The following is a 21,616-nucleotide window of genomic DNA, read 5'->3' on the forward strand; positions in this document are numbered from 1 at the left end:
ATTTATGCAGACCCGCCCCTTTATCTACCGCTTTCCCATTCAATACCTAGGGCTACGCTATGCAGGGTGGGCTAAGCAAAATAATGCCAAAACTGTACAAGGAACTTTGGAGCGAAGCATCCGATATGTATTGGGGCATAAAGATTTCAGAACCTTAGGGGCAAGTAGGACAGATGCGGGAGTTTCGGCCAATCAGGCTTATTTCTGTTTGTATGTAGCCACGGAGATTGAAAACTTAGAACATATTCATGAAGTGTTTAACCGTAACTTACCTCCCGATATTCGATTAGGAGCTGGAACGGAAATGGATACTTCTTTCAATATCATTCAGGATGTAGCTAGTAAAGAATACCACTATCACTTGGCTTATGGGGAAAAATTTCATCCATTTCATGCGGGTACGCTTAGTTTCTTTCCAGAAGATTTAGCAGTAGAGGAAATGAAAGAAGCTATTAAAATCTTTATTGGGAAGCACGATTTTAGACGATTTTGTTCGGTTGACAAGGTTACTGATGACTACGAGCGAGAGATTTTAGATGCGGAAGTACAAGTACACCCATTGGCCGGAACTAGCAACTTTCCAGAAAAATCCATACTAATCAAGTTTCGTGGTGCCGGTTTTTTGCGCTATCAAATTCGAATCATGGTGCAGGCTTTGGTGGATTTGGGTGCTGGAAAAGTAAGCAAAGAAGGACTTGCAGATGCCTTAAAAAGTCAAGAGAAATCACCTATTGCTCCTACTGCACCAGCAAATGGATTGGTGTTGGAAAGAATTGTGTTCAGAGTTTAATAAAAAAAGCTACTCAAAAAAAGAGTAGCTTTTTTTTAAAGTCTTACAGGCTTACGGGCATCCGAACTCTTATGGTGTCCCAAGAGAGGGCAATCTCAACTTCTGAATCACCTGCCATTAATATTTCGTAGGTCAAGCGTTGCACAGGATTGTCAAGTGTTTCCGGTGTTACCTTTACCCTTACCACATCTTCTGCCTCATCATACTCATCGGCTAAATGCTGGTCATAGACCTTGTTCAAAATCAATGTCCACTCTTCTCTGCCAGGGATGGTGAAAAATCCATACATGCCTGCTGGAACCGTTACACCATTAATCGTAACATCCTTGGAGAAAGTTACTGCCGTAGCCCAATGTGAACCTGATACCCATACTTGGTCATAAGAAACTAAGCCATTCCAGATAACTCGGCCACGAACACCCGGTGAACCATAATTAACGGTAATATCAGTTCCTCCCATGCTTGCTGATGCCTCTCTACGAGCACTACCTTTGAAGGTGTCCTCGATTAGCCCTGCATTCACACTGTCTGCATAGGCCACACGTTCCAGTAAGTGTTCTTTTTCAAGGTTGCTAAGCTCTGCTTCAACGATTTCAACCTCTAATTCATTGTTTGTTTCCTGACTGCTACAAGCAAATAGGCCTGCAAAAGCAAGGGCCAAAACTCCGACAAATAATTTTTTCATCTTATAAATCTTTAAACTGATCCATCAATTCTTCAGAAATACCTGTGGTAGAATACCCTCCATCGTGGAAAAGATTCTGCATGGTCACATACTTTGTTAAGTCCGAGAACATGGTGATGATATAGTCTGCACAAGCTTCTGCAGATGCATTACCTAGTGGAGACATTTTATCTGCAAAGTTGTAGAAGGTATCAAATCCTCCGATACCAGTTCCAGCAGTAGTTTTGGTTGGAGATTGGGAGATGGTGTTGACACGTACTTTTTTCATTTTTCCGAATCGATAGCCATATCCTCTTGCAATGCTTTCCAACAATGCCTTAGCATCCGCCATATCTGTGTAGAAAGGATACACTCTCTGAGCAGCAATGTAGGATAGTCCCATGATGGAACCCCACTCATTCATGATATCCATCTTCTCAGCCACATGCATCATTTTATGAAAAGAGATAGCAGATACATCGTAGGATTTGTTCACCCAGTCATAATTTAAGTCTCCATAGCTTCTGCCTTTACGGATATTAGGAGACATACCGATAGAGTGCAGCAAAAAGTCGAAATTTCCTCCTAAGTATTCTTTTGCTTCTGCATAAAGTTTTTCCAAATCTTCCAAGGAAGTAGCGTCAGCAGGGATGACGATGGTATTGCATTGCTCCGCCAATTCTTTGATAGCGCCCATTCTCATGGCAATAGGGGCGTTGGTCAAAACAAACTTTGCTCCTTGCTCATGTGCTTTCACCGCAGTTTTCCAAGCGATTGAATTCTCATCCAAGGCGCCGGTGATGATGCCTACTTTTCCTTTCAGTAAATTTTCAGCCATTGTATGTGTATTTGGTTGGTTACGTAGATTAATCGGTAAAAATAGCTAAAAAAACTAGAAGTGATGCCATCTATGTCTAATCCTAAATTGCTTCCAATGCTTGGATAGCTTAAAATCAGTTTTGCAGGAGTTCCTTGGCGCTCTCAAAAGCTGATTCTGAAGGATTGGCACCTGCGATCATTTGTGCGATGGTGGCTATGCGCTCCTCTTTTTCCAGTAATTTCATTTTACTGATTGTTTTGGCAGCACTGTGATCTTTATAGACAAAGTAATGGTGTTCACCTTTCGCAGCAACCTGCGGCAAATGGGAAATGCAGATGACCTGATGTTTTTCGGCAATATTTTGCATCATTTTGACCATTTTGAGAGCGACTTCACCGGAAACACCTGTGTCAATCTCATCAAAAATCAAGGTTGGTAAGGCCATTTTATCGGCCATGATATACTTGATGGCAAAAATCAAGCGTGAAAATTCTCCTCCGGAGGCTACCTGCTTTAAGGCCTGCGGCTTCACCCCTTTGTTGGCTGAGAATAAGACCTCCAACTGATCTAAGCCTGTTTGGCTTGGAGAAATACTGCTGACCTGAACATGAATCACCGCATTTTCCATACCCAATTGATGCAATAGCTGCGTAAGTTCTTTGGCAAATGGATCAAATGCCTTGGCTCGTTTGTCCGAAAGTTTCTTTCCAGCGGCTAGCAATTGCTTTTCTTGCTCTTGAAGTTTCTTCTGAAGCTTTTCAAGAGATTCATCCAAGTTTTCAACTTTAAATACCTTTTCGGAAAGGCTTTCTTCCAATGCCATTAAGCCTGCAATAGAGTCCATGCCATGTTTCTTTTGTAGGTGATAGATTTTGCTTAACCTATCCCGTACTTGCGCTAGCTTATCAAAGTCAACCTCAATTTTGTGGTCTTCTTCTTCCAAGCTAGCTGCAATATCCTTCAACTCAATCCAGACTGACTGTAAGCGCTCGTGTAAAGGTTCGAATTTATGCGTTAGTTTACTTAAATGCGAGAGTCCATTGGTAGCAAGCGATAGGGTTCGGACTGCTCCAAATTGTTCATCCTCCAACTGATGCAATACTTCCTGGATTTTACTTTTGATTTCCTCAGCATTTTCAAGGATTTCCTGCTCTTCTTCCAAAAATGCTTGTTCATCTGCTTGCAACTGAAGACTGGAAAGTTCTTCCAGCTGAAACCTATTGAAGTCTGCCTCTTTTTGTAAGTCTTGGGCTTCTTTCTCTAGGCTTCGTAAGGCTTTTTTGGTTTGTTCAAAAGTTGCAAAAGCTTCCTGATACTGTTGCAGCTCTACCTGAGTAGCAGCATAAGCATCGATCAGGGATAGTTGATAGCTTCCATCGCCAAGCATCAGCGTATCATGTTGGGAATGTACGTCCATCAGGAATTTCCCCAACTCTTTCAAGACATCTAAGACTACGGGGGTGTCATTGATGAAAGCCCTGGATTTACCTGCGGGACTGATTTCTCTACGGATAATGCATTCTTTTTCATAGTCCAAGTCATGATTTTCAAAAAAGCCTTGGAGTGCATAGGAACCGATTTCAAAAACTCCCTCTACCACACATTTGCTTTCAGGGTCATGGAGTGTTTTGACATCTGCCCGATTGCCAAGTAATAGCCCCACTGCTCCAAGCATAATGGATTTACCGGCACCTGTTTCACCTGTAATCATATTGAGGGCAGGGCTTGGATGCATTTCCAAGCTTTGAATCAATGCATAATTTTGAATACTGAGGGATGTGAGCATGTCAGAAACAGGGCTTTTGAAAAAACAAATCTAGTAAAATCGGGCCTAGCCTTTTAAGATATCATTGTATCTTTTTGCATTGGTAGGGTCAATTTTTAACAACAATGCAACCGCTTCTGTTCGCACTTCCATAGGAGCTGTTCTCAAAATATTACTAATTTCCTCACTTTTTGCATCCATAAAAGCGATTGTCAGGATACTATTTGGCTGAATTTGATTGGCTTCCCCGATTAATTTCAGTGCAGCAATGATATTTTTATAGGCCTCATCTGGTTTTGTTAATAATAAATCCAGGCCTTTTCTATGGTATAAATAAATGGATTCCCGGATTGGTGACATAACTGATGATGTATACACGTCAGTAATCAGGGCATGTCTATTTCTCCGGTCATTATTGCTTGGAGTCCATCCAGGTCTGTTAGAGGATTGAGCATTGTTTACAATGTTGTTGGCGATTTCAAAATAAGGATCGCCACCTCTTAAAGAAAAGCTATCGTAATCAAAGCCTAAAGCTATGTAAGCGTAGTATGACAATAGAGAACTGATATTATTCAAAAAAGAGAAACGGTTGAATTCAATGGGCTGGGAGGCAATGTATTCAAAAGTCCAGTTTCGATCGATAAAGTTCAATACCATAGTCTCGTAATTGGTGCCAAAGACGGGTCGAATCGATTGGATTTGTACGGTGGCGTTATAGCTCCCTGCCTGGGTCATATCTCCAATGGTCAGCAACATATTGCCTTTAATCCGCTCATTGGGACTGAATTGGTCCGTGGTCCAAGATCTTCCATTCAGGAATTGCTCGAAATTGGTCTTCATGTCTTGGAAGACATTCGTTTCCATAGTTCTTGCGCGATCACTATTGATGATTACAGTGAAATTGAGCTCCTGAGCATTGGCAAGAGTTGATAGTAACAGAAGGGAAATGAAGATTCGTAGAAATTTCATGTTTTTCATTGGACTCATGAATTTAACGAAATATTCTGAATCAAATTTCAATTGGGAGCTCTTTCACACATTTCACCAAAAGTTCCGCAACCTCTTTTTTGTGCAAGGTCTCTGTTGCGATACTTTTACCATCCTTAAAGAATATGGAAACTTTATTGGTATCGTGCTGGAATCCTGCTCCTTGATCTCTCATGGAGTTTAAGACTACCAAGTCAAAGTTTTTCTTAGCCAATTTATTTTTTGCATGAAAGACTTCATTTTCAGTCTCTAATGCAAAGCCAACATGAATTTGGCCAGCTGCTTTTTTTTGGCCCAAAGCATAAGCAATGTCGATATTCTTGACCAAGGTGATTTGCATGTGATCATCTGATTTTTTGATTTTTTCAGATGCTACATCTTTTGGCGCATAATCTGCCACCGCTGCTGCAAATACGCAGATATCCGCTTCACTGTGTATTGCTAAAGCTGCTTCATACATTTCCTGAGCACTTTTTACCGGAGTGATTTGAATATTGGCATGCTGTGGCTTTTTGGCTCCATGGCCCAATATTACATGTACTTCGGCTCCTCTATTAGCGAAAGCTTCGGCAATAGCAGCCCCCATTTTTCCAGAAGAATGATTGGAGATAAAGCGTACTGGGTCAATAGCCTCTTGGGTTGGACCTGAGGTAAGGAGAACTTTTTTCCCTTTCAGGTCCTGTGATTGTTCAAAAAAATGAATGACATGCTCCAAAATATGTTCGGGTTCCATCAATCTACCCTGTCCATTCAAGCCTGAGGCTAATTCTCCAGACTCTGCTTCTAGGATAATATTTCCAAAAGAAGCTAGTCGCTTGAGGTTTTCCTTCACAGCGGGATGCAGATACATATCTAGATCCATGGCAGGTGCCACTATTACAGGACACTTGGCAGACAGATAGGTTGCCGCTAATAAATTGTCACAAATGCCTTGGGCAAATTTGGCCAAGGTATTAGCAGAAATGGGAGCAACTAAAAATAAATCAGCCCACATGCCTAGTTCCACGTGATTGGTCCAAACTCCTGTGCCAGCATCATAGAACTGATGGTGTACAGGGCCTTTGGATAGCGTGGCCAAGGTCAAGGGGGTAATAAAGTCAAGAGCAGAAGTGCTCATAATGATCTGCACTTCTGCTCCTTCTTTCATAAGGAGTCGTGTAAGATGCGCTGCTTTGTAGGCAGCAATACTTCCCGTAACTCCTAATAAGATTTTTCTACCTTTTAATGGCATTAACCTTCAGTAGATTCTTCTGGCATACGAAAATGAACTTTCTGCTCCAAGAACTCTTCCATTGCTAGGGTACTTGGCTTAGGCATTCTTTCATAGAAGCGGGAAATCTCGATTTGCTCCTTATTCTCAAATACCTCTTCCAAATTATCAACAGTAGAAGCAAACTCAGAAAGTTTGTTATTCAATTCCTCTTTCATAGTAGAAGAAATTTGCTTAGCACGCTGGCCTACAATGTGGATTGATTCGTAAATATTGCCAGTTTTTTCAGCTAATTTATCCAGATCTCTGGTGATGATGGATGGATTGATTGCCATAGTATTCTTTTGTTAAGATTTTCTAGTTATTATTTATTGCAGGTCCTGAAGTGACTGTTTCAGGCTGATTAACTGCTTCTGCGGCAGCTGCTTCTGCCTTCGCCCTTCGCTCATCAAATTCTTTTTTCAATTTGGCGTAGGCGATTAATTCGGCCTCTGATTTTTTCACGTGGTTTTCGACCACTGAAATATATTTGCTTTCAGGGTATCTTCTTTTAAACTGATCAGCAAATTTGGATACCTCTTTCAAACGCTCCTCTTTTTTGTCAAAGGCAGAGTTTGAACCATATTTGTAAGCTACTTCCACTAATTTATAGGCGAGCTCCTCGTTGTATTTGCTATCGGGATAGTTTTTGGCAAAATTCTGAAAGCTAATGATACAGGCTCTAAAGAAATCCCCTGGAAACAATCCCTCAGTCATTCGTAGATAGAGCATAGATTCTTGGTAAGCTTTCTCCTCAAATCTTACTTGAAGATCGTTGATCATTGTCATTGCCCTTTCGTAAGAATCAGACTGTGGGAAACGGTTGATAAATAACTGAATCGCATTTACGGCATCCTTGCTGCTTTTTTGGTCCAAATTGTAGTCCGGAGAATCCATGTACAAAGAGTACGCATTCATAAACAATGCTTCCTCTGCCAATGGGCTTCGATTGTAAGTCTGATAGAAGGTATTAAAATATCCCGCAGCCTCTATGTAACGTTTAGTGCGGAAATGGCTGTAAGCATAATTAAAATCTGCTAATTCAGCTTTTTCGCTTCCACGAATTACAGGGAGTACTTTATCATACAAAATGATGGCTTTGTTGTATTCTCCTTCATTATAATACTTATTGGCTGCTTCGTATAGTAATTCCCAGTCGGTGCTGCGCTCCAGTTTATAAAACTTACCGCAAGAACTGAATGCTAGAACACTGAACAGAAGGATACTATGGATGAGGTACTTATTCATAAATTTTGGAGGCGCAAATATAAGGCATATTTATTTGGTATCAAACTGTAACACTTGTAGTCAAGTCATTACTTCTTTACAACGAGTTTTTTGGTCACTATATTTTTGTTGTCAACAAAAAGTGTGTAAAAATAGACACCAGGGTTAAGATTGGAGACATTGATGGCCAATGACTTCTGCTGTGGATTTAATTGATATTCCGCAACCGGATTACCAATAAAACTATTTAAGACAATTTTAGCAGTTGCAGCTGGGTTTTTGAATTCATAATCTATTTGTGCAATTCTATTGCTTGGATTAGGGTAAATCTCTCCTAAAGCAATATCCTTGTGCATAGTTTCAGTTGGGTTTGGTGCATACACATCATACACAGCTTCTATCGTAAACATGTCGCGACTATTCGTTCCCTGTATGAATTGCAGGTCAAAACTACCTCTCACTTCAGAGATTCCTAATTCAAATTCTAAATACAAGTCCGTGTAGATTTCACCTGGGCCTAAAGTAAATTTGATTTTCCCTAACTCTCTTCTAGGGTCAAAGCATTTATCTCCCAAACAAACTTTTAATTGTTGGGAACTGCCCACACTGCCCTTTAACCCTCGAAGTGTATACTCTTTGGCTTGGGCTGATTCGTTCTGAATAATAAGTGATTTACGTTGGGTAGTACCTATTTTACCAGAAAAGTCAATATTTTCGGACAATACACGAACCTGACCCCAAGAATTCCAAGGTAGCATGAGCAAGCAAGCTAATATCAGAAGGGTTTGTCTCATGTAAAGTTGTTCTATAAGCGTAAGGAATTAAGTACTTTACTGGTTTAACGTTAAATTTAACAATAAGATTTGTACAAATAATAATATGTGGGTTAATTTTTGTTAACCTTCGTGAAATATTTTTTCTGAATTGTCGTTCCAAAAAATCGCTCAAAAAACTGGCCAAGTTTGAATATTATTTTGCATTAATAATTATTCTTTTCATTTAATGCTTTTTGTATCTCATCGTCGGATGGGAGCGGTATGTTTACGTCAGGCCTGTCAAATAAACTCGTGTTTTCTTGTTCCCTTCTCTTGGGTGTTCTCCATACAAAAAAATCTTCCATAGATGGTTTTTCTTCCTCTCTCCAAGTAAATCCTTCTAGAAGCTTGTCCTCTTCCTTGATCATATGTGGAGGAAGAAAAGAACCCTCTGGTTTGACCAACCAATTGATCTTTTGGATATCTCCATCCTCGAAGAACATCATAATGCTGGAACAAAGGATCTTGTTCATTCCTCTTAAGGTAGAGTCTCCGATGAGGTCGAAATACAAGGATTCCCCGTTGCCTTCAATGTGGAAGCGGTTAATCTTCCCATCAAGGAAATATCCGGTCATTCTTCGCCCCTTGATTTGATTGAAGTTTCCAATCGTGTCTTTGGTGATATTGAAAGCATTTCTTCTCAAAAAGACCTTGTCAATGTCCTCATTAGCAATTAAGAAATGGATGCTATCAGCGGTAATTTGTGATTTTTCATTCCAAAGAATGGGATCACGGTATAAATGTACCGTAGAGTCTGCATAATTGTAAGAAAGGGAGTCAGATTTGCCTCGGAAGTCACCTTTGATCATTTGAACATTTCTGAATGCATTGAGGTAACGCTCCTCTGCCAGTTCACTATCCTGAGAAATCAGAGTGTCGGCAATCATGTAGAGGGTGTCTTTTTCAAAATAGCGTTGAACCATCGCATTGCCGTACATGAGGCTATATTTACGGTCTTCCCAATATTTTCCTTCATCACCAAAAATCTCAACATTACGTTCTTTGTTGAGTACCGAGACATTGTTGAGGCCCTCATAGTATTGTTGCACCTCATCGTAGTACAAGACATCTCCATACACTCTGCTTCGTTCATTTTCTACATCCCCTTCAAAGAATCGGAAAAGTTTATTTACGGTATCGTAAAAACTCCCTTTTTGCGCATTGAGGCGGTCCCCGTCTTTGGACACAATATTGGTGATACCTACCGTCTCTGTGGTTTTGGGGATCGTACGGTAAATCATGAAATTAGTCTTCAGGGTATAATCTGGATTGACTAGGACCACATCTTCTGTAAAAGTGATTTTTTCTATGGTTGTTTCATAAGTGCCAAAACGGCTTGTCAGCACATTGGTGCTGTCTACCACTTTGCCATTATTGAAATAGTTTGCTATACCTGTGCTTCTGTCATAATCCAAAAATTCAGTATAAAGGGTAGTTCCTTCATTTTTCAAAACTACGTTTGTTCGAAGTTTGGCAAGCTTGGTGTTGCCATCATACTCAGCATAGCGGCTTGTGGTGACTACCGGATCTTTGGTATCCACGATGCGGACATTTCCATAGAGCTTAGCCATGTTTTCTTCCCGGTAAAAATGGGCCGAGTCACAATAAATCAAAGAGTTTTGATGCTTCATGCGCACATTCAAAAGCAAGCGCTCAAATCCATTGGCCCCCTGAAGCAACTCCGCCTGTTGAATTTCCAAGAGATTGTCGGATTGACTCCAGGAAACTTGGTTGCTGAGGAGAATCAAAAAGAAAAGGAGTAATCGGGAGAATTTTTGCATTTGATCTTGAATAGGGCGCAAAATTAACTAAAATTGGTATTTTTGGCTTATGCTCGAGGACTTTATCAGCCACATACGTTCAAAAAATCTTTTAGATTCCCAAAAAAGATATTTATTGGCCATTAGCGGAGGAGTAGATTCCGTTGCTTTGGGGTATTTGTTGCATCAAGCAGGCTATGATTTTGATGTAGCTACTGTAAATTTCAATCTTCGAGGAGAAGATAGTAAGGCTGATTTTGCCTTTGTTGAAGCTTTATCCAATCAGTGGGGAGTACAATTCCATGGAAAAGTAATAGATCCTGAGGTGTGGGAAAATCTCACAGGTGAGAGCGTCCAAATGAAAGCTCGCTCACTGCGATATGAGTGGCTAGAAGAATTGAGGATGGTACATGGATACGAAGGTATCTTGGTTGCGCATCATTTTGAGGATCAATTAGAGACGATTCTGTTGAATTTACTGAGAGGCTGCGGCATCGATGGGATTGCAGGAATGGCTGAACGAAGAGGGGCTATCATTCGTCCTTTGTTGAGTTTTCGAAAAGATGCGTTGATTGAATTCATGGAAAGCCATAACTATCCATGGAGAGAAGATAGCAGTAACCAAAAAGATGTGTATCAGCGCAACTTTGTTCGCAATCAGATTCTCCCAAAAATAGCAAATACCTTTACGAGTGGACTGGAAGTCATGGCAGAGAGTTTTGGTCGGATCAAGGATACTGGCAAGGCTTTTCATTACTTTTTTGAGAAATGGAAGGTAGAGGCTGTGGTCAGAGAAGCTGATTTTCATATTGTAAAGATCAATTCATTTCAAGCAATTCCCGGCAGACATAGTCTGTTGTTTTATTGGTTGCGGGATTTTGGCTTTTCTTCAGCTATAGTAGAGGCTATTCTTCAGGCCGTAGATGATGCTCATGTGGGGAAGTTATTTCATTCACATTCCCATACACTTAATCTTGATAGGGATTGTCTGATTGTAGGACCAAAGGAAAGTGAATTTTTAGCCAAAGAAGTACTAGCAACCGATGTGGAACTCAATCTTCAAGATCAGGTGTATGATATTTTGCGGATAGAAAAAGATAGCTTTGTAGATAAATCTTCCGAAAACGCCATGATGGATGCATCCCAGCTACAATTTCCCTTAACAATCAGAAATTGGGAGATAGGCGATAGGTTTATCCCTTTGGGAATGAACAAAGAGAAAAAGGTTAGCGATTTTTTGGTAGATTTGAAAGTGCCAATGATTCAAAAGCGTCATGTGAAAGTGATGCTCAGTGGAGAAAAAATCATTTGGGTTATTGGTCTTCGGATCAGTGATTCCGTTAAAATTCAAAAGCAAACGCAAGCGATAGTGTATTTCAAGAAAAAATAGTCCTATGATCAATCCCTTTTCCCGTACCTTCTCCGTTTCCGAACTAGAAATCTTTGAATTCTTTTCGCAAGTGAATTTTTTTGAAAAATTGAAATATGTAGAAATGGCAAAGTTTCTTCCTGCCTTGCATTACCGTTCCTACAACAGGGATGAAGTTGTTTTTTTTAGCGGGGATCCGAGTCAGGCTTTTTACATGGTCCGCTCAGGGCTTATCAAACTGTCCATAGATATCAAGGATAACTTTGAGACAATTTATGAAGTGAGAAAGCATGGTGCTTTTGGAGAAAATGCACTCTTGGAAAACCAAAAACGGATTTATACGGCAATTGTAGCTTCGGAGCAGGCAGATTTATTAGTGATTCCTCATTTTGCTCTTCAGGAGATTTTTGATAGCAATACTAAAATAAAAGCGAAGATGATGACCGCTTTGGCTGAATTTTATAACCAAAACAATCACAGGCTTTTTAAGTCCTACAAGAACTCCTTTGGCTTTTTCAACCTATCCGAAATGTTTACACCGAAGGAAAATCTATAGTATTTAGCAAATCCTTTTTTTTCTGAAACAAGTTAAAGTATCAAAAGCTTCCTAAAGTGTGCGCTCTTTGATACCTTTGGAACACTTTTGAAAATCAAATATTAACTAAAAATAAATCCATATATCATGACAAAAGTAACTGTAGTTGGAGCAGGTAACGTAGGTGCTACCTGTGCGGATGTTTTAGCTTACAGAGAAATAGCTGAAGAAATTGTTTTATTGGACATCAAAGAAGGTATGGCTGAGGGCAAAGCCCTTGACATCTGGCAAAAAGCTCCAATTAATCAGTATGACAGCAGAACTGTGGGTAGCACAAATGACTACTCAAAAACAGCAAATTCTGATGTAGTAGTGATCACTTCTGGTCTTCCAAGAAAGCCAGGGATGACTCGTGATGATTTGATCGAAACCAATGCTGGTATCGTGAAAACGGTAACCGAAAATGTTATTCAGCATTCTCCAAATGCAATCATCATTGTAGTGTCCAATCCTTTGGATGTAATGACCTATCAGGCACACATCACTTCTCAATTACCAAGAACCAAGGTAATGGGTATGGCGGGTATCTTGGATACTGCACGTTACAGAGCATTTTTGGCTGAGGAGCTTAACATCTCTGGTAAGGAAATCCAAGCGATCTTGATGGGTGGTCACGGTGACACCATGGTTCCGCTTCCACGTTACACCACTGTCGCAGGTATCCCTGTGACCGAAATGATTGCAAAAGATAAATTGGATGCTATCATCGAGCGTACAAAGTTTGGTGGTGGAGAGTTGGTGAAGTTGATGGGTACATCTGCTTGGTATGCACCGGGTTCTGCATCTGCTCAAATGGTAGAGGCTATCTTGAAAAATCAGCGTAGAGTATTCCCAGTATGTATCAAATTGGACGGTGAGTACGGTATCGACGATTGCTACTTGGGTGTACCGGTTATCCTAGGTAGAAATGGTGTGGAAAAAGTAATCGAACTAGATCTAAATGATGAGGAAAAAGCCTTATTAGAAGTGTCTAGAGGTCACGTGAAAGAAGTCATGAATGTATTGGATAAATTATCCTCCAAGTAATCATATTTCAGTTATAGATAAGCAAGAATCCCGATAGTTTTGTCGGGATTTTTGTTTTATTCGTATTTTTGAGCAGAAATCATCCGTTTTTCCAAAATTTATCGTTTACTGTTCTGTGAGAATATTAAAAGTCATTACTCTAAGTTTGTTTTTTGCCGGGCTCGGATATGGGCTCTATTATGTGTACCAAGAAATCATTGGTAAAAAGGGAATCGATGGGATTCATCTGATTTCTGCTGATGCTATTTTTGTTTTGGAAACATCTCAGGGTGATGAATTTTGGGAAAAACTAACGACACAGCCTTTTTGGTACACGCTTCAGGAAATCCCTTCTGTCAATGATGCCGATGTGCAGGTGGCGGCATTTGCCTCTGTGCTGGAGGGTTATCAGTCATTTTCTGGATTGTTGAAAGGAAAAAAAGCCAGTATTTCCCTGCATCCTGTTGGCAGGGATGATTTTGATTTTTTGTTTACGATCCATTTGAAAAATGCAGACGAAAAGAGCTTTTTAAAATACTTGGAAGCCAATCTGCCCGAACTCTCCCAGATCAATGAGCGAATGTACTCAGGGGTTACGATCAAAGAGTTTCAATCCTTAAATCTCAATAGAAACTTTTCTTTCACTTGGGTAGGGGACGTGTTGGTTGGGAGTTTTACTTCATTTTTGGTAGAGGAAGCTATTCGCCATGCGCAAAATTCTTCCCTGTCCAATTTCCGTGAAGTCAATAAGGCATTATTTGCAGCTTTACCGGAAAGTAAAGGTCTTGGGACCCTTCGGGTTTCTTCCAATGGATTTGCTCGGTTGATAGAAGGGATATCTAAAAGCCAAAATCAAGCCTTGGATCAATTGTTCTCCAAAAATAAGTTGATTGGTAATTATGAGATTGATTTTGAAGAAGGTGAAATTGTACTGAAAGGGACCACCATATTCCCTGAGACATCAGTTACGCCAAAAGTAGGAATATCAAACTTTGAGGTTGGCGGGTTTGTCACTAATCGGGTATCTTCTTGGGTAAGCTTTAATTTTGAAAACATTTCAGGAATCAACTTTTTCGAAAATGCAGCTTTCAATGAAAAAAGTACGGTAAAAGGTGATGTAGAGAAAAGGCTGCTGGGAAATGGTTTTTTCGATCAGCTTGACGGGCAGATGCTCTTATTGAATTTCGAAAAAGTAAGTAATAATGCTCAGGACAGGGTGTTGCTTTTGAAAACCAAAGAGCTGAGGAGGCAATTGGAGCTGCTGAAAGCGTTTAATCCTGCGGCAACTCAACTTGATATGTCACAGGGAAATGTGGATTTCTTTGGTACGAATGAAATCTTTGTGCTTGCTGTCGAGGAATTACCAGCCCACATGTTTGGCGGTAAATTTCTAGGTTTTCCGGATACTTATGTGACAGGATTGGATGGGTACCTTGTTTTTGCCAATAGTTCTAAAGCAATGAAGCTATTTTTGGATGATTATGGGTCCAAAAATTTCAGTAGACAGGTGTTTTATAAAAATCCAGAACAGCTGATTCAGTTTTATTTGGATATTCCGCTTTCTTGGAGCTCTCTTATGGATATCAGTGCTCCTTCATGGACTCCTTTCTTCCAAAAGTATGCACGAAACTTACAATCTTTTCAGAGTTTGAATGTGAGTTTGCAGGATTTTGTAGCTAATAAGTTTTCAACGACCATTCGGTTAGGTCATCAGGCAGCAGCTACCAAGCCACAGGCAAGGCAGGATGTGTTTTTGACCGAAACCAAATCTATTCAGCTGCCTAACCAACTACAGTATGGACCTAAAAAAGTGTTGAATTTCAATGATAAGAGCCCTGAATTCGTTGTGCAGGATGAAAGCAATGTCATGTATTTAATCACTAAAGATATGGAGCAGGTTTTTTCAAGGATGTTGGAAGGGCCTATTGTTTCAGATGTTTTTCAGGTGGACTATTTAAAAAATGGGAAGTTGCAAATGCTCTTTGCTACCCCAAATCAAGTACATATCATTGATAGATTAGGGAATTATATTCCCGGGTTTCCAGTGAGTCCAACACAGGGGGAGAACATTACTCAGCTCAATTTAGTGGATTACAATAATGACCGGGACTATCGTTATTTTTTGGGTACGGCAGATGGTAATTTGTGGTTATTGGATCGTGCTGGCAAAACCTTGGATGGTTGGAATCCGAAAAACATTAGCGGAGAACCTGTGGTCAAGCCTGCTCATCATCGCATCGCAGGTGTAGGAGATCGCATGATTGCTTTGTCCAAAAGGGGTGAGCTCTACTTTTTCAACCGTCGGGGAGAACCTGAGGTTGGTAGCCCATTTAGGTTGGGAGATGCATTGGGGACGGATTATACCATCATCGAGCGAGGCAACGCCAAAGATACCCGTTTAGTGACCGTTACGGCAGGAGGGGAAGTAGTACAAGTGAATTTTAGTGGAGAGCTTACCTACCGAAATCAATTAGCCAAAGATGATCGGGATACTCGCTTTATTTTAGTCAAAGATCAAAAAGAAGATAGATACCTCATTGCTACCCATAGCTACAATAAAGTCTGTTTTTATGATGAGACGTATCAGTTGATTTTCGAAAAGGATGTGGTCTCAGATAATCTGGATTTCCAGTTGTATACTTTTGGAGGAGATAAAAATCTGATTGGACTTTTGGATAGGGATCAGGAGTTTTTATACCTCTATGGGTTAAAAGGTGAACTGCTTAATGCAGTGCCGATTTCTTCGGTAGAAAAAATGGAGCTAATCTATGCAGGAAGCCAAAATGAGTACTTAATCTATACCATTTCGGGTAATAAACTAGCAGAGTACAGATTGCCATTTTAAGTAAGAAGACAGGTTGAGCAGAGCTCAAACAGTTTATTTTATTAATTTTGCGGCTCAATTACATGCATGGATGATGAAAAAATTGTTTTGGCTAATTGCTATTGTTTCTTTGACTTGGGCGCCTGTGATGGGGCAAGTAATGGTTGATGGAAGCCCTGTTCCTGTAGATCCAGAAGATTATCATAACCTAAAAACACCTTACACTGCTTCTCTTACCTTTTTTCTTAATTTGCGGGAAGATAATTTTGATCCTGAGGCAGCCGCTTTATCGTTGATGACTGATGATCTAGGTGAAGGTGTTGAGCCACGGGAATTGGCTATCAAGTTGAAGCAGATTTTTGATGGAAATGGAGTGGCCATCCGATTTGCTGAGATACCCAATGAAGCTACATTCATAGATTCTGTTTATACCAATCAGGCAAAGTATTTTTTTGATACCCGTGTACTTCCTTTTGTGTATCTTCAAAAGTATGGGGATGAATGGAAGTTCAGTGCGTTTACTGTCAGTCAGATCCATGAGTTGCATAGGGCAACTTTTCCCTTTGGTACAGATCAATTGATTAATCAACTGCCCAAGATGGGTACAAAAACCTATTTTGGTTTTCAAACCTGGCAGTTGGTCGGTCTATTTGGGTTTATTTTGTTGCTTTTTCTGGCCCATAAGCTGTTTACCTTTCTATTTGATCGGGTAATTTTATTTTCTCTCGAGAGGTTAGGATATGGAAATGTAGGAGAGAAATATATTTTGCCCGTAGCTAAGGTCTTAAGTATTTACTTGATTCTCTTGGTTTCGGCCTTGTTCATTCGCCTTTTACAATTACCAGTGGAAGTGGTGGCTTTTGTTCTGAAAATGCTCCATGCAGCTAAGCCATTTGTACTGACTATTGTTTTTTACAAGATTGTAGATGTGGTGGCACTCTATTTTGCCAAGCTAGCCGAAAAAACCGAATCCACATTAGATGATCAATTAGTACCCTTGGTTCGCAAAACCCTAAAAGCATTTGTTGTGGTAGTGGGTACCTTGTTTATTTTGAAAGAAGGCCTAGATGTTGATATCGTTCCTTTTTTGACGGGTTTATCCATTGGTGGTTTGGCTTTTGCTTTGGCGGCGCAGGATACCATCAAAAACTTCTTTGGATCCGTGATGATTTTTATTGATAAGCCCTTTCAGGTAGGGGATTGGATTACTTCCGGAGATGTGGATGGTACGGTAGAGGAGGTGGGTTTTCGTTCTACCCGTATTCGGACTTTCCGTAATTCCGTCACATATATCCCTAATGGGAAAATTGCTGATGCCACCATTGATAATCACGGATTGAGGCAGTACAGAAGGTTTTATACTACCTTGACTGTCACGTACGATACCCCTCATGAGTTGATTGAAACCTTTGTGCAAGGACTTCGGGAAATTGTATTGAAGCATCCGGAAACACGTAAAGACGCTTTCAATATTTACTTCAACAACCTTTCTTCATATAGTAAGGATATCATGTTCTACATCTTTTTTGAAGTGCCTACTTGGCCTGAGGAGTTGCGCTGTAGACATGAGATATTGATTCAAATAGTGCAATTGGCAGAAGTGTTGGGTATACGTTTTGCCTTCCCAACGCAGACCCTGCATATGGAAAGCTTTCCTGAGAAAAAGGACCTAATTCCAGGTTACCCATCCGATGCCTCGGTTTACAAGCAAAAATTGACACAATTTTTGAATCAGGAACTTGGTAAAAAAGAATAAGGTTGGAAGTTTATGACAAAAAGCACAGTAATCAGGAACTTATAGCGTATTTTTGCACTTAATTAGCAAAAAATACGCTGATGAAGAAAAATTGGTGGAAAGTTCTCACGATTCTATTGCTCTTATACACCCTGACAGTTGGGTTAATCCAAGATGTTCCTCGTTTACCCATTTTAAATGAGACCATTCGGGCCCTGTACTTTCACGTGACCATGTGGTTTGGAATGATCATCTTGTTGGTAGTGGCAGTAGTGCAAAGCGTGAAGTACCTACGCACCAATGACCTCAAGCATGATGATAAGGCTGTTGAGTTTACCAATGCAGCCATTCTATTTGGTGTATTAGGAATTGTGACGGGGATGCTGTGGGCAAAGTATACATGGGGAGATTACTGGAGCGGAGATCCTAAGCAGAATGCATCTGCTATTGGACTCTTGATGTATTTTGCATATTCCATCTTGCGCAATTCACTCACAGATGTACATCAGCGCGCCCGTATCGGTGCTGTTTATAATATTTTTGCATTTGCTGCCTTTATTCCGTTGATTTTTATTTTGCCAAGATTAACCGATAGTCTACATCCTGGAAACGGTGGAAATCCGGGCTTCAATGCCTATGATCTCGATAGTAAATTGCGCATGGTCTTTTATCCCGCAATCATCGGATGGACACTTTTGGGAACTTGGATGAGCGTTGTACGTGTAAGGCTTAGAAGAGTAGAAAGAAAGTTAGAAGATAAATTGATTAACCAAGTTTCATGAAAAAGTACTTAATCATCCTTTTTCTGATGCTTACGCTTCAGGTGTCTGCTCAGGAAAAAATCGCAATCAATGAATCCGACTACCAAAATACCCGTGTAGAGATGGCGGATGTGATGCGTGCGGAAGGGAAAATTTATGTCTTGGTAGGCATTATCGTAATCGTATTTGCAGGTATTGTTGTCTATCTCATCAATACCGATAGGAAAGTTGCTCGTTTGGAGAAACTGTTAGAGAATCAGGAATTATAAAAGTAACTATATGAAAAAGGGTCATTTGTTGGGTTTGGGTGTTATTGCAGTGGCAATCATCATTATCATTTCCATGATTGGTGACGCAAGTACCTATGAAAGTTTTTCAACTGCTAAGAAAATGATGCTTAGCGGGGATGAAAAGCCTATACATGTGGTAGGAGAGTTGAAAAAAGCGGATAACGGAAATGTAGAAGGTATTGAAGTGAATCCGAATAAAACTTCCTTCTATTTTATGATGGTGGATAATGATGGGACAGAGCAAAAAGTTTTTTACAATGAACCGGTTCCGCCAGACTTTGCGCGTGCAGAACAGGTTGTAGTCATCGGTTCTTACAAAACTGAGGACTTATTTGTTGCTGACAAAATCCTAATGAAGTGTCCATCTAAGTATCAGGAGAACGACCTTGCGCAAGCAGGTATGTAAACTCCTTTAACATTCACTAAAATGATTAATACCCTCATCGGTAATATCGGTCACTTTGCCGTCATCCTGGCATTTGTGACCTCTCTAATTACTGCATATGCATATTATCAGTACACCGTCGTTCCCGAATTGGAGAAGCCCAATTGGAGGCGATTTAGCCGGATAGCCTTTTACATCCATTCCATCGCGAGCTTTGCGATTGCATTTGCGCTATTTGAAATTATTTATAATCATCGATTTGAATATTTCTATGCGTATTCGCATTCATCCATGGCACTTCCGGTACATTACATGATTTCCAGTTTCTGGGAAGGTCAGGAAGGCTCCTTTATTCTTTGGATATTCTGGAATGTTGTACTGGGCTTAGTATTGATTCAGACGAATAAAAAGTGGGAAGGACCTGTAATGGTTGTTTTCTCTTTGGTACAGGCTTTCCTGGTATCCATGATTTTGGGTGTAGTTATCGGTGATTTGAAAATCGGTAGTTCTCCGTTTATCCTCTTGAGAGATGCCGTGAATGCTCCGATCTTCCAACTCAATCCTGATTTTATTCCGGAAGATGGTACGGGCTTAAATCCTTTGTTGCAAAATATTTGGATGGTGATCCACCCGCCTACCTTGTTTTTGGGGTATGCGTCTACCTTGATTCCTTTTGCTTTCTTGATCGGAGGACTTGCCACACGTAAATATACGGAGTGGGTAAGACCTGCCTTGCCTTGGGCACAGTTTTCTGCCATGATCCTGGGAATGGGTATTATCATGGGTGCTTATTGGGCTTATGTGACCCTAAACTTTGGTGGGTATTGGAATTGGGATCCTGTAGAAAATGCTGTATATGTACCTTGGTTGATTTTGGTAGCAGGTATACATACCATGATTACCTTTAAGAAAAGCAGTACAGCTTTGAAATCTTCTATTGTTTTGATCATTGCGTCTTTCATTTTAGTGCTATACGCAACCTTCTTGGTACGATCAGGGGTATTAGGAGATTCTTCCGTACACTCATTTACAGACTTGGGTCTTTCAGGACAGCTGTTGATTTATATGTTGTTTTTCCTTGCAGTTGCTATTTTCTTAGCAGCGAAGCATTGGAAACATATTCCTACATCTGAAAAAGAAGCAGATGTATATTCCCGCGAATTTTGGATTTTCATAGGAGCTACAACATTGGCTTTGATGGCTTTTCAGGTGATTCTTCCTACCTCTATTCCAGTGTGGAATTCCATCGTAGAAAGTTTTGGAGGTATCTCGAATATTGCCCCACCGGTTGATCAAGTTGGTTTTTATACAAAGTTCCAATTATGGTTTGCAGTGGTAGTAGCACTGCTGACAGCGGTAGGACAGTATTTTTGGTGGAATAAGATGGATGCCAAAACATTGAGAGAAGCCTTAGTATTGCCTTACATCATCTCTGTGTTGGTATCAGCCTTTATCATCATTGCAGGGAAAGTCTTTGATATCACGTACATCATCGTTGTATTGGCTTCGGTATTTACCATTGTGGCCAATGCAACCATTCTGACACGCTTGATCAAAAAGTCAACTTTCAAACTTGCCGGGGGTTCGTTAGCACATATTGGCTTAGGGTTGATTTTGATAGGTACCATGTTCTCCTCAGGTTATTCTGAGGTGATTTCTCAAAACATGTCCGGATTAGTATATAGTAATTCTTGGGAAGATGAATTGAACAAAGAGCATGTCTTACTTTGGATCAATAAACCAACGCAGATTAAGGAATATACTGCTATTTATAGAGGTAGGCAAAAGAAAGTAAGTGGAGTCCCTGAATTGGTTCCTGTGAAATACCTGCAAGAAACTGATCGTGTGAATGAGGCAATTGCCAAGGCAGATATTGTTGTAAGAGGAAAAACATATTTCCAAAAAGGCGACGTAGTGCCTATCGTATTGGAAGAAAATGATTACTTCAGGATTGATTATTATAAGGAAGATGAATTCCAGTTTTCACTGAATCCAATGTCACAGTTCAATACAGCGATGGGATTGATTTCATCTCCTGATTCCAGAAGATTTGTAAATCGCGATTTGTACACCTTCGTTTCAGCCATCAATGATTTTGAAGATCCGGAGTGGAGAGATGATGAAGTGTATGAAGTGGCACCTGGAGATACCTTTTTCATAGCTGATTTTGTAACGAATTTTGAAGGTGGCGAGGTGTTGACTGAAGTAGAAGGAGTTCCTTTGTTTGATGGTGATGTAGCAGTAAAGGCTAAGCTTACTGTACAGGATTATGATGTAGAAAAACGTTTAGAGCCTATTTTCATTATCCGTGGACAGCAGGTAGGTAGAATCCCTGTAGTGGATACGGAATTAGGAGTGAAAGTAGAATTGACGAATATTGTCCCTGAGGAGAATAAATTTGTGTTTACTGTTAACCGTTATCAAAAAGATTATGTGGTGTTGAAGGCTATCATTAAGCCTCAGATCAATATTCTTTGGGCAGGTACTATCATTATGTTGATTGGGTTCTGTGTAGCGATTTATCGTAGATACGATGAATTCAAGAAAATGAGAGATAAGGGATTAGAATATTAAG

19 protein-coding genes are annotated in these 21,616 nt (G+C 40.2%); 10 read left to right on the forward strand and 9 right to left on the reverse strand.

Going from position 1 to position 21,616, the window contains the following annotated elements:
* Nucleotides 1–4 precede the first annotated feature (4 nt).
* Entirely contained in the window at nt 5–790 is a 786-nt protein-coding gene (gene truA, locus IE080_RS06100) for a tRNA pseudouridine(38-40) synthase TruA (RefSeq protein WP_189579578.1), read from the forward strand.
* A gap of 43 nt (nt 791–833) precedes the next feature.
* Here truA and IE080_RS06105 read toward each other — a convergent pair whose 3' ends face one another.
* The 9 genes from IE080_RS06105 to IE080_RS06145 all read right to left on the reverse strand — a co-directional run bounded on the left by IE080_RS06105 (nt 834) and on the right by IE080_RS06145 (nt 10,098).
* Nucleotides 834–1,475, reverse strand: a complete 642-nt coding sequence (locus IE080_RS06105) for a DUF2911 domain-containing protein (RefSeq protein WP_189579579.1) — start codon at nt 1,473–1,475, stop codon at nt 834–836.
* Nucleotide 1,476: 1 nt separating this feature from the next.
* Complete coding sequence (locus IE080_RS06110; RefSeq protein ID WP_189579580.1) at nt 1,477–2,292, reverse strand: enoyl-ACP reductase FabI; 816 nt, start codon at nt 2,290–2,292, stop codon at nt 1,477–1,479.
* Between the two features lie 115 nt (nt 2,293–2,407).
* Nucleotides 2,408–4,060: a DNA repair protein RecN gene (gene recN, locus IE080_RS06115; protein ID WP_189579581.1), complete on the reverse strand. Its 1,653-nt coding sequence runs from the start codon at nt 4,058–4,060 to the stop codon at nt 2,408–2,410.
* A gap of 45 nt (nt 4,061–4,105) precedes the next feature.
* Nucleotides 4,106–5,017: a type IX secretion system protein PorD gene (gene porD, locus IE080_RS06120; RefSeq protein WP_189579582.1), complete on the reverse strand. Its 912-nt coding sequence runs from the start codon at nt 5,015–5,017 to the stop codon at nt 4,106–4,108.
* A 31-nt stretch (nt 5,018–5,048) separates the two neighbouring features.
* Nucleotides 5,049–6,257: a bifunctional phosphopantothenoylcysteine decarboxylase/phosphopantothenate--cysteine ligase CoaBC gene (coaBC, locus tag IE080_RS06125; RefSeq protein ID WP_189579583.1), complete on the reverse strand. Its 1,209-nt coding sequence runs from the start codon at nt 6,255–6,257 to the stop codon at nt 5,049–5,051.
* Nucleotides 6,257–6,571 (reverse strand): DNA-directed RNA polymerase subunit omega, encoded by a 315-nt coding sequence (locus IE080_RS06130; RefSeq protein WP_189579584.1) that lies wholly within the window; start codon nt 6,569–6,571, stop codon nt 6,257–6,259. Before IE080_RS06130 ends, coaBC begins: the two co-directional genes overlap by 1 nt.
* Nucleotides 6,572–6,593: 22 nt before the next feature.
* Nucleotides 6,594–7,523 (reverse strand): outer membrane protein assembly factor BamD, encoded by a 930-nt coding sequence (locus tag IE080_RS06135; protein WP_189579585.1) that lies wholly within the window; start codon nt 7,521–7,523, stop codon nt 6,594–6,596.
* A gap of 68 nt (nt 7,524–7,591) precedes the next feature.
* A complete protein-coding gene (locus IE080_RS06140) occupies nt 7,592–8,296 on the reverse strand; it encodes a T9SS type A sorting domain-containing protein (protein ID WP_189579586.1) in 705 nt (234 codons plus the stop codon).
* A 185-nt stretch (nt 8,297–8,481) separates the two neighbouring features.
* Nucleotides 8,482–10,098, reverse strand: a complete 1,617-nt coding sequence (locus tag IE080_RS06145; protein WP_189579587.1) for an OstA-like protein — start codon at nt 10,096–10,098, stop codon at nt 8,482–8,484.
* A 49-nt stretch (nt 10,099–10,147) separates the two neighbouring features.
* Between IE080_RS06145 and tilS the strand changes: the two genes are divergently transcribed.
* The 9 genes from tilS to ccsA (IE080_RS06190) all read left to right on the forward strand — a co-directional run bounded on the left by tilS (nt 10,148) and on the right by ccsA (IE080_RS06190) (nt 21,615).
* Nucleotides 10,148–11,467: a tRNA lysidine(34) synthetase TilS gene (tilS, locus tag IE080_RS06150; protein WP_189579588.1), complete on the forward strand. Its 1,320-nt coding sequence runs from the start codon at nt 10,148–10,150 to the stop codon at nt 11,465–11,467.
* Nucleotides 11,468–11,471: 4 nt separating this feature from the next.
* Nucleotides 11,472–12,002, forward strand: coding sequence for a Crp/Fnr family transcriptional regulator (locus IE080_RS06155; RefSeq protein WP_189579589.1), 531 nt, complete (start codon nt 11,472–11,474; stop codon nt 12,000–12,002).
* Between the two features lie 126 nt (nt 12,003–12,128).
* The gene (gene mdh, locus IE080_RS06160) at nt 12,129–13,067 is read left to right on the forward strand and encodes a malate dehydrogenase (RefSeq protein WP_189579590.1); all 939 of its coding nucleotides are present in this window, start codon (nt 12,129–12,131) and stop codon (nt 13,065–13,067) included.
* A 115-nt stretch (nt 13,068–13,182) separates the two neighbouring features.
* A complete protein-coding gene (locus tag IE080_RS06165; protein WP_189579591.1) occupies nt 13,183–15,891 on the forward strand; it encodes a hypothetical protein in 2,709 nt (902 codons plus the stop codon).
* Nucleotides 15,892–15,961: 70 nt separating this feature from the next.
* Nucleotides 15,962–17,626, forward strand: a complete 1,665-nt coding sequence (locus IE080_RS06170; RefSeq protein WP_189579592.1) for a mechanosensitive ion channel family protein — start codon at nt 15,962–15,964, stop codon at nt 17,624–17,626.
* 80 nt (nt 17,627–17,706) lie between these two features.
* Nucleotides 17,707–18,387 (forward strand): cytochrome c biogenesis protein CcsA, encoded by a 681-nt coding sequence (gene ccsA / locus IE080_RS06175; protein ID WP_189579593.1) that lies wholly within the window; start codon nt 17,707–17,709, stop codon nt 18,385–18,387.
* Nucleotides 18,384–18,635, forward strand: a complete 252-nt coding sequence (locus IE080_RS06180) for a CcmD family protein (protein WP_189579594.1) — start codon at nt 18,384–18,386, stop codon at nt 18,633–18,635. Before ccsA (IE080_RS06175) ends, IE080_RS06180 begins: the two co-directional genes overlap by 4 nt.
* A gap of 10 nt (nt 18,636–18,645) precedes the next feature.
* Nucleotides 18,646–19,062, forward strand: coding sequence for a cytochrome c maturation protein CcmE domain-containing protein (locus tag IE080_RS06185; protein WP_189579595.1), 417 nt, complete (start codon nt 18,646–18,648; stop codon nt 19,060–19,062).
* 21 nt (nt 19,063–19,083) lie between these two features.
* A complete protein-coding gene (gene ccsA / locus IE080_RS06190) occupies nt 19,084–21,615 on the forward strand; it encodes a cytochrome c biogenesis protein CcsA (RefSeq protein ID WP_189579596.1) in 2,532 nt (843 codons plus the stop codon).
* Nucleotide 21,616 lies beyond the last annotated feature (1 nt).

The organism is Mongoliitalea lutea, assembly GCF_014652135.1.
GTDB lineage: Bacteria > Bacteroidota > Bacteroidia > Cytophagales > Cyclobacteriaceae > Mongoliitalea > Mongoliitalea lutea.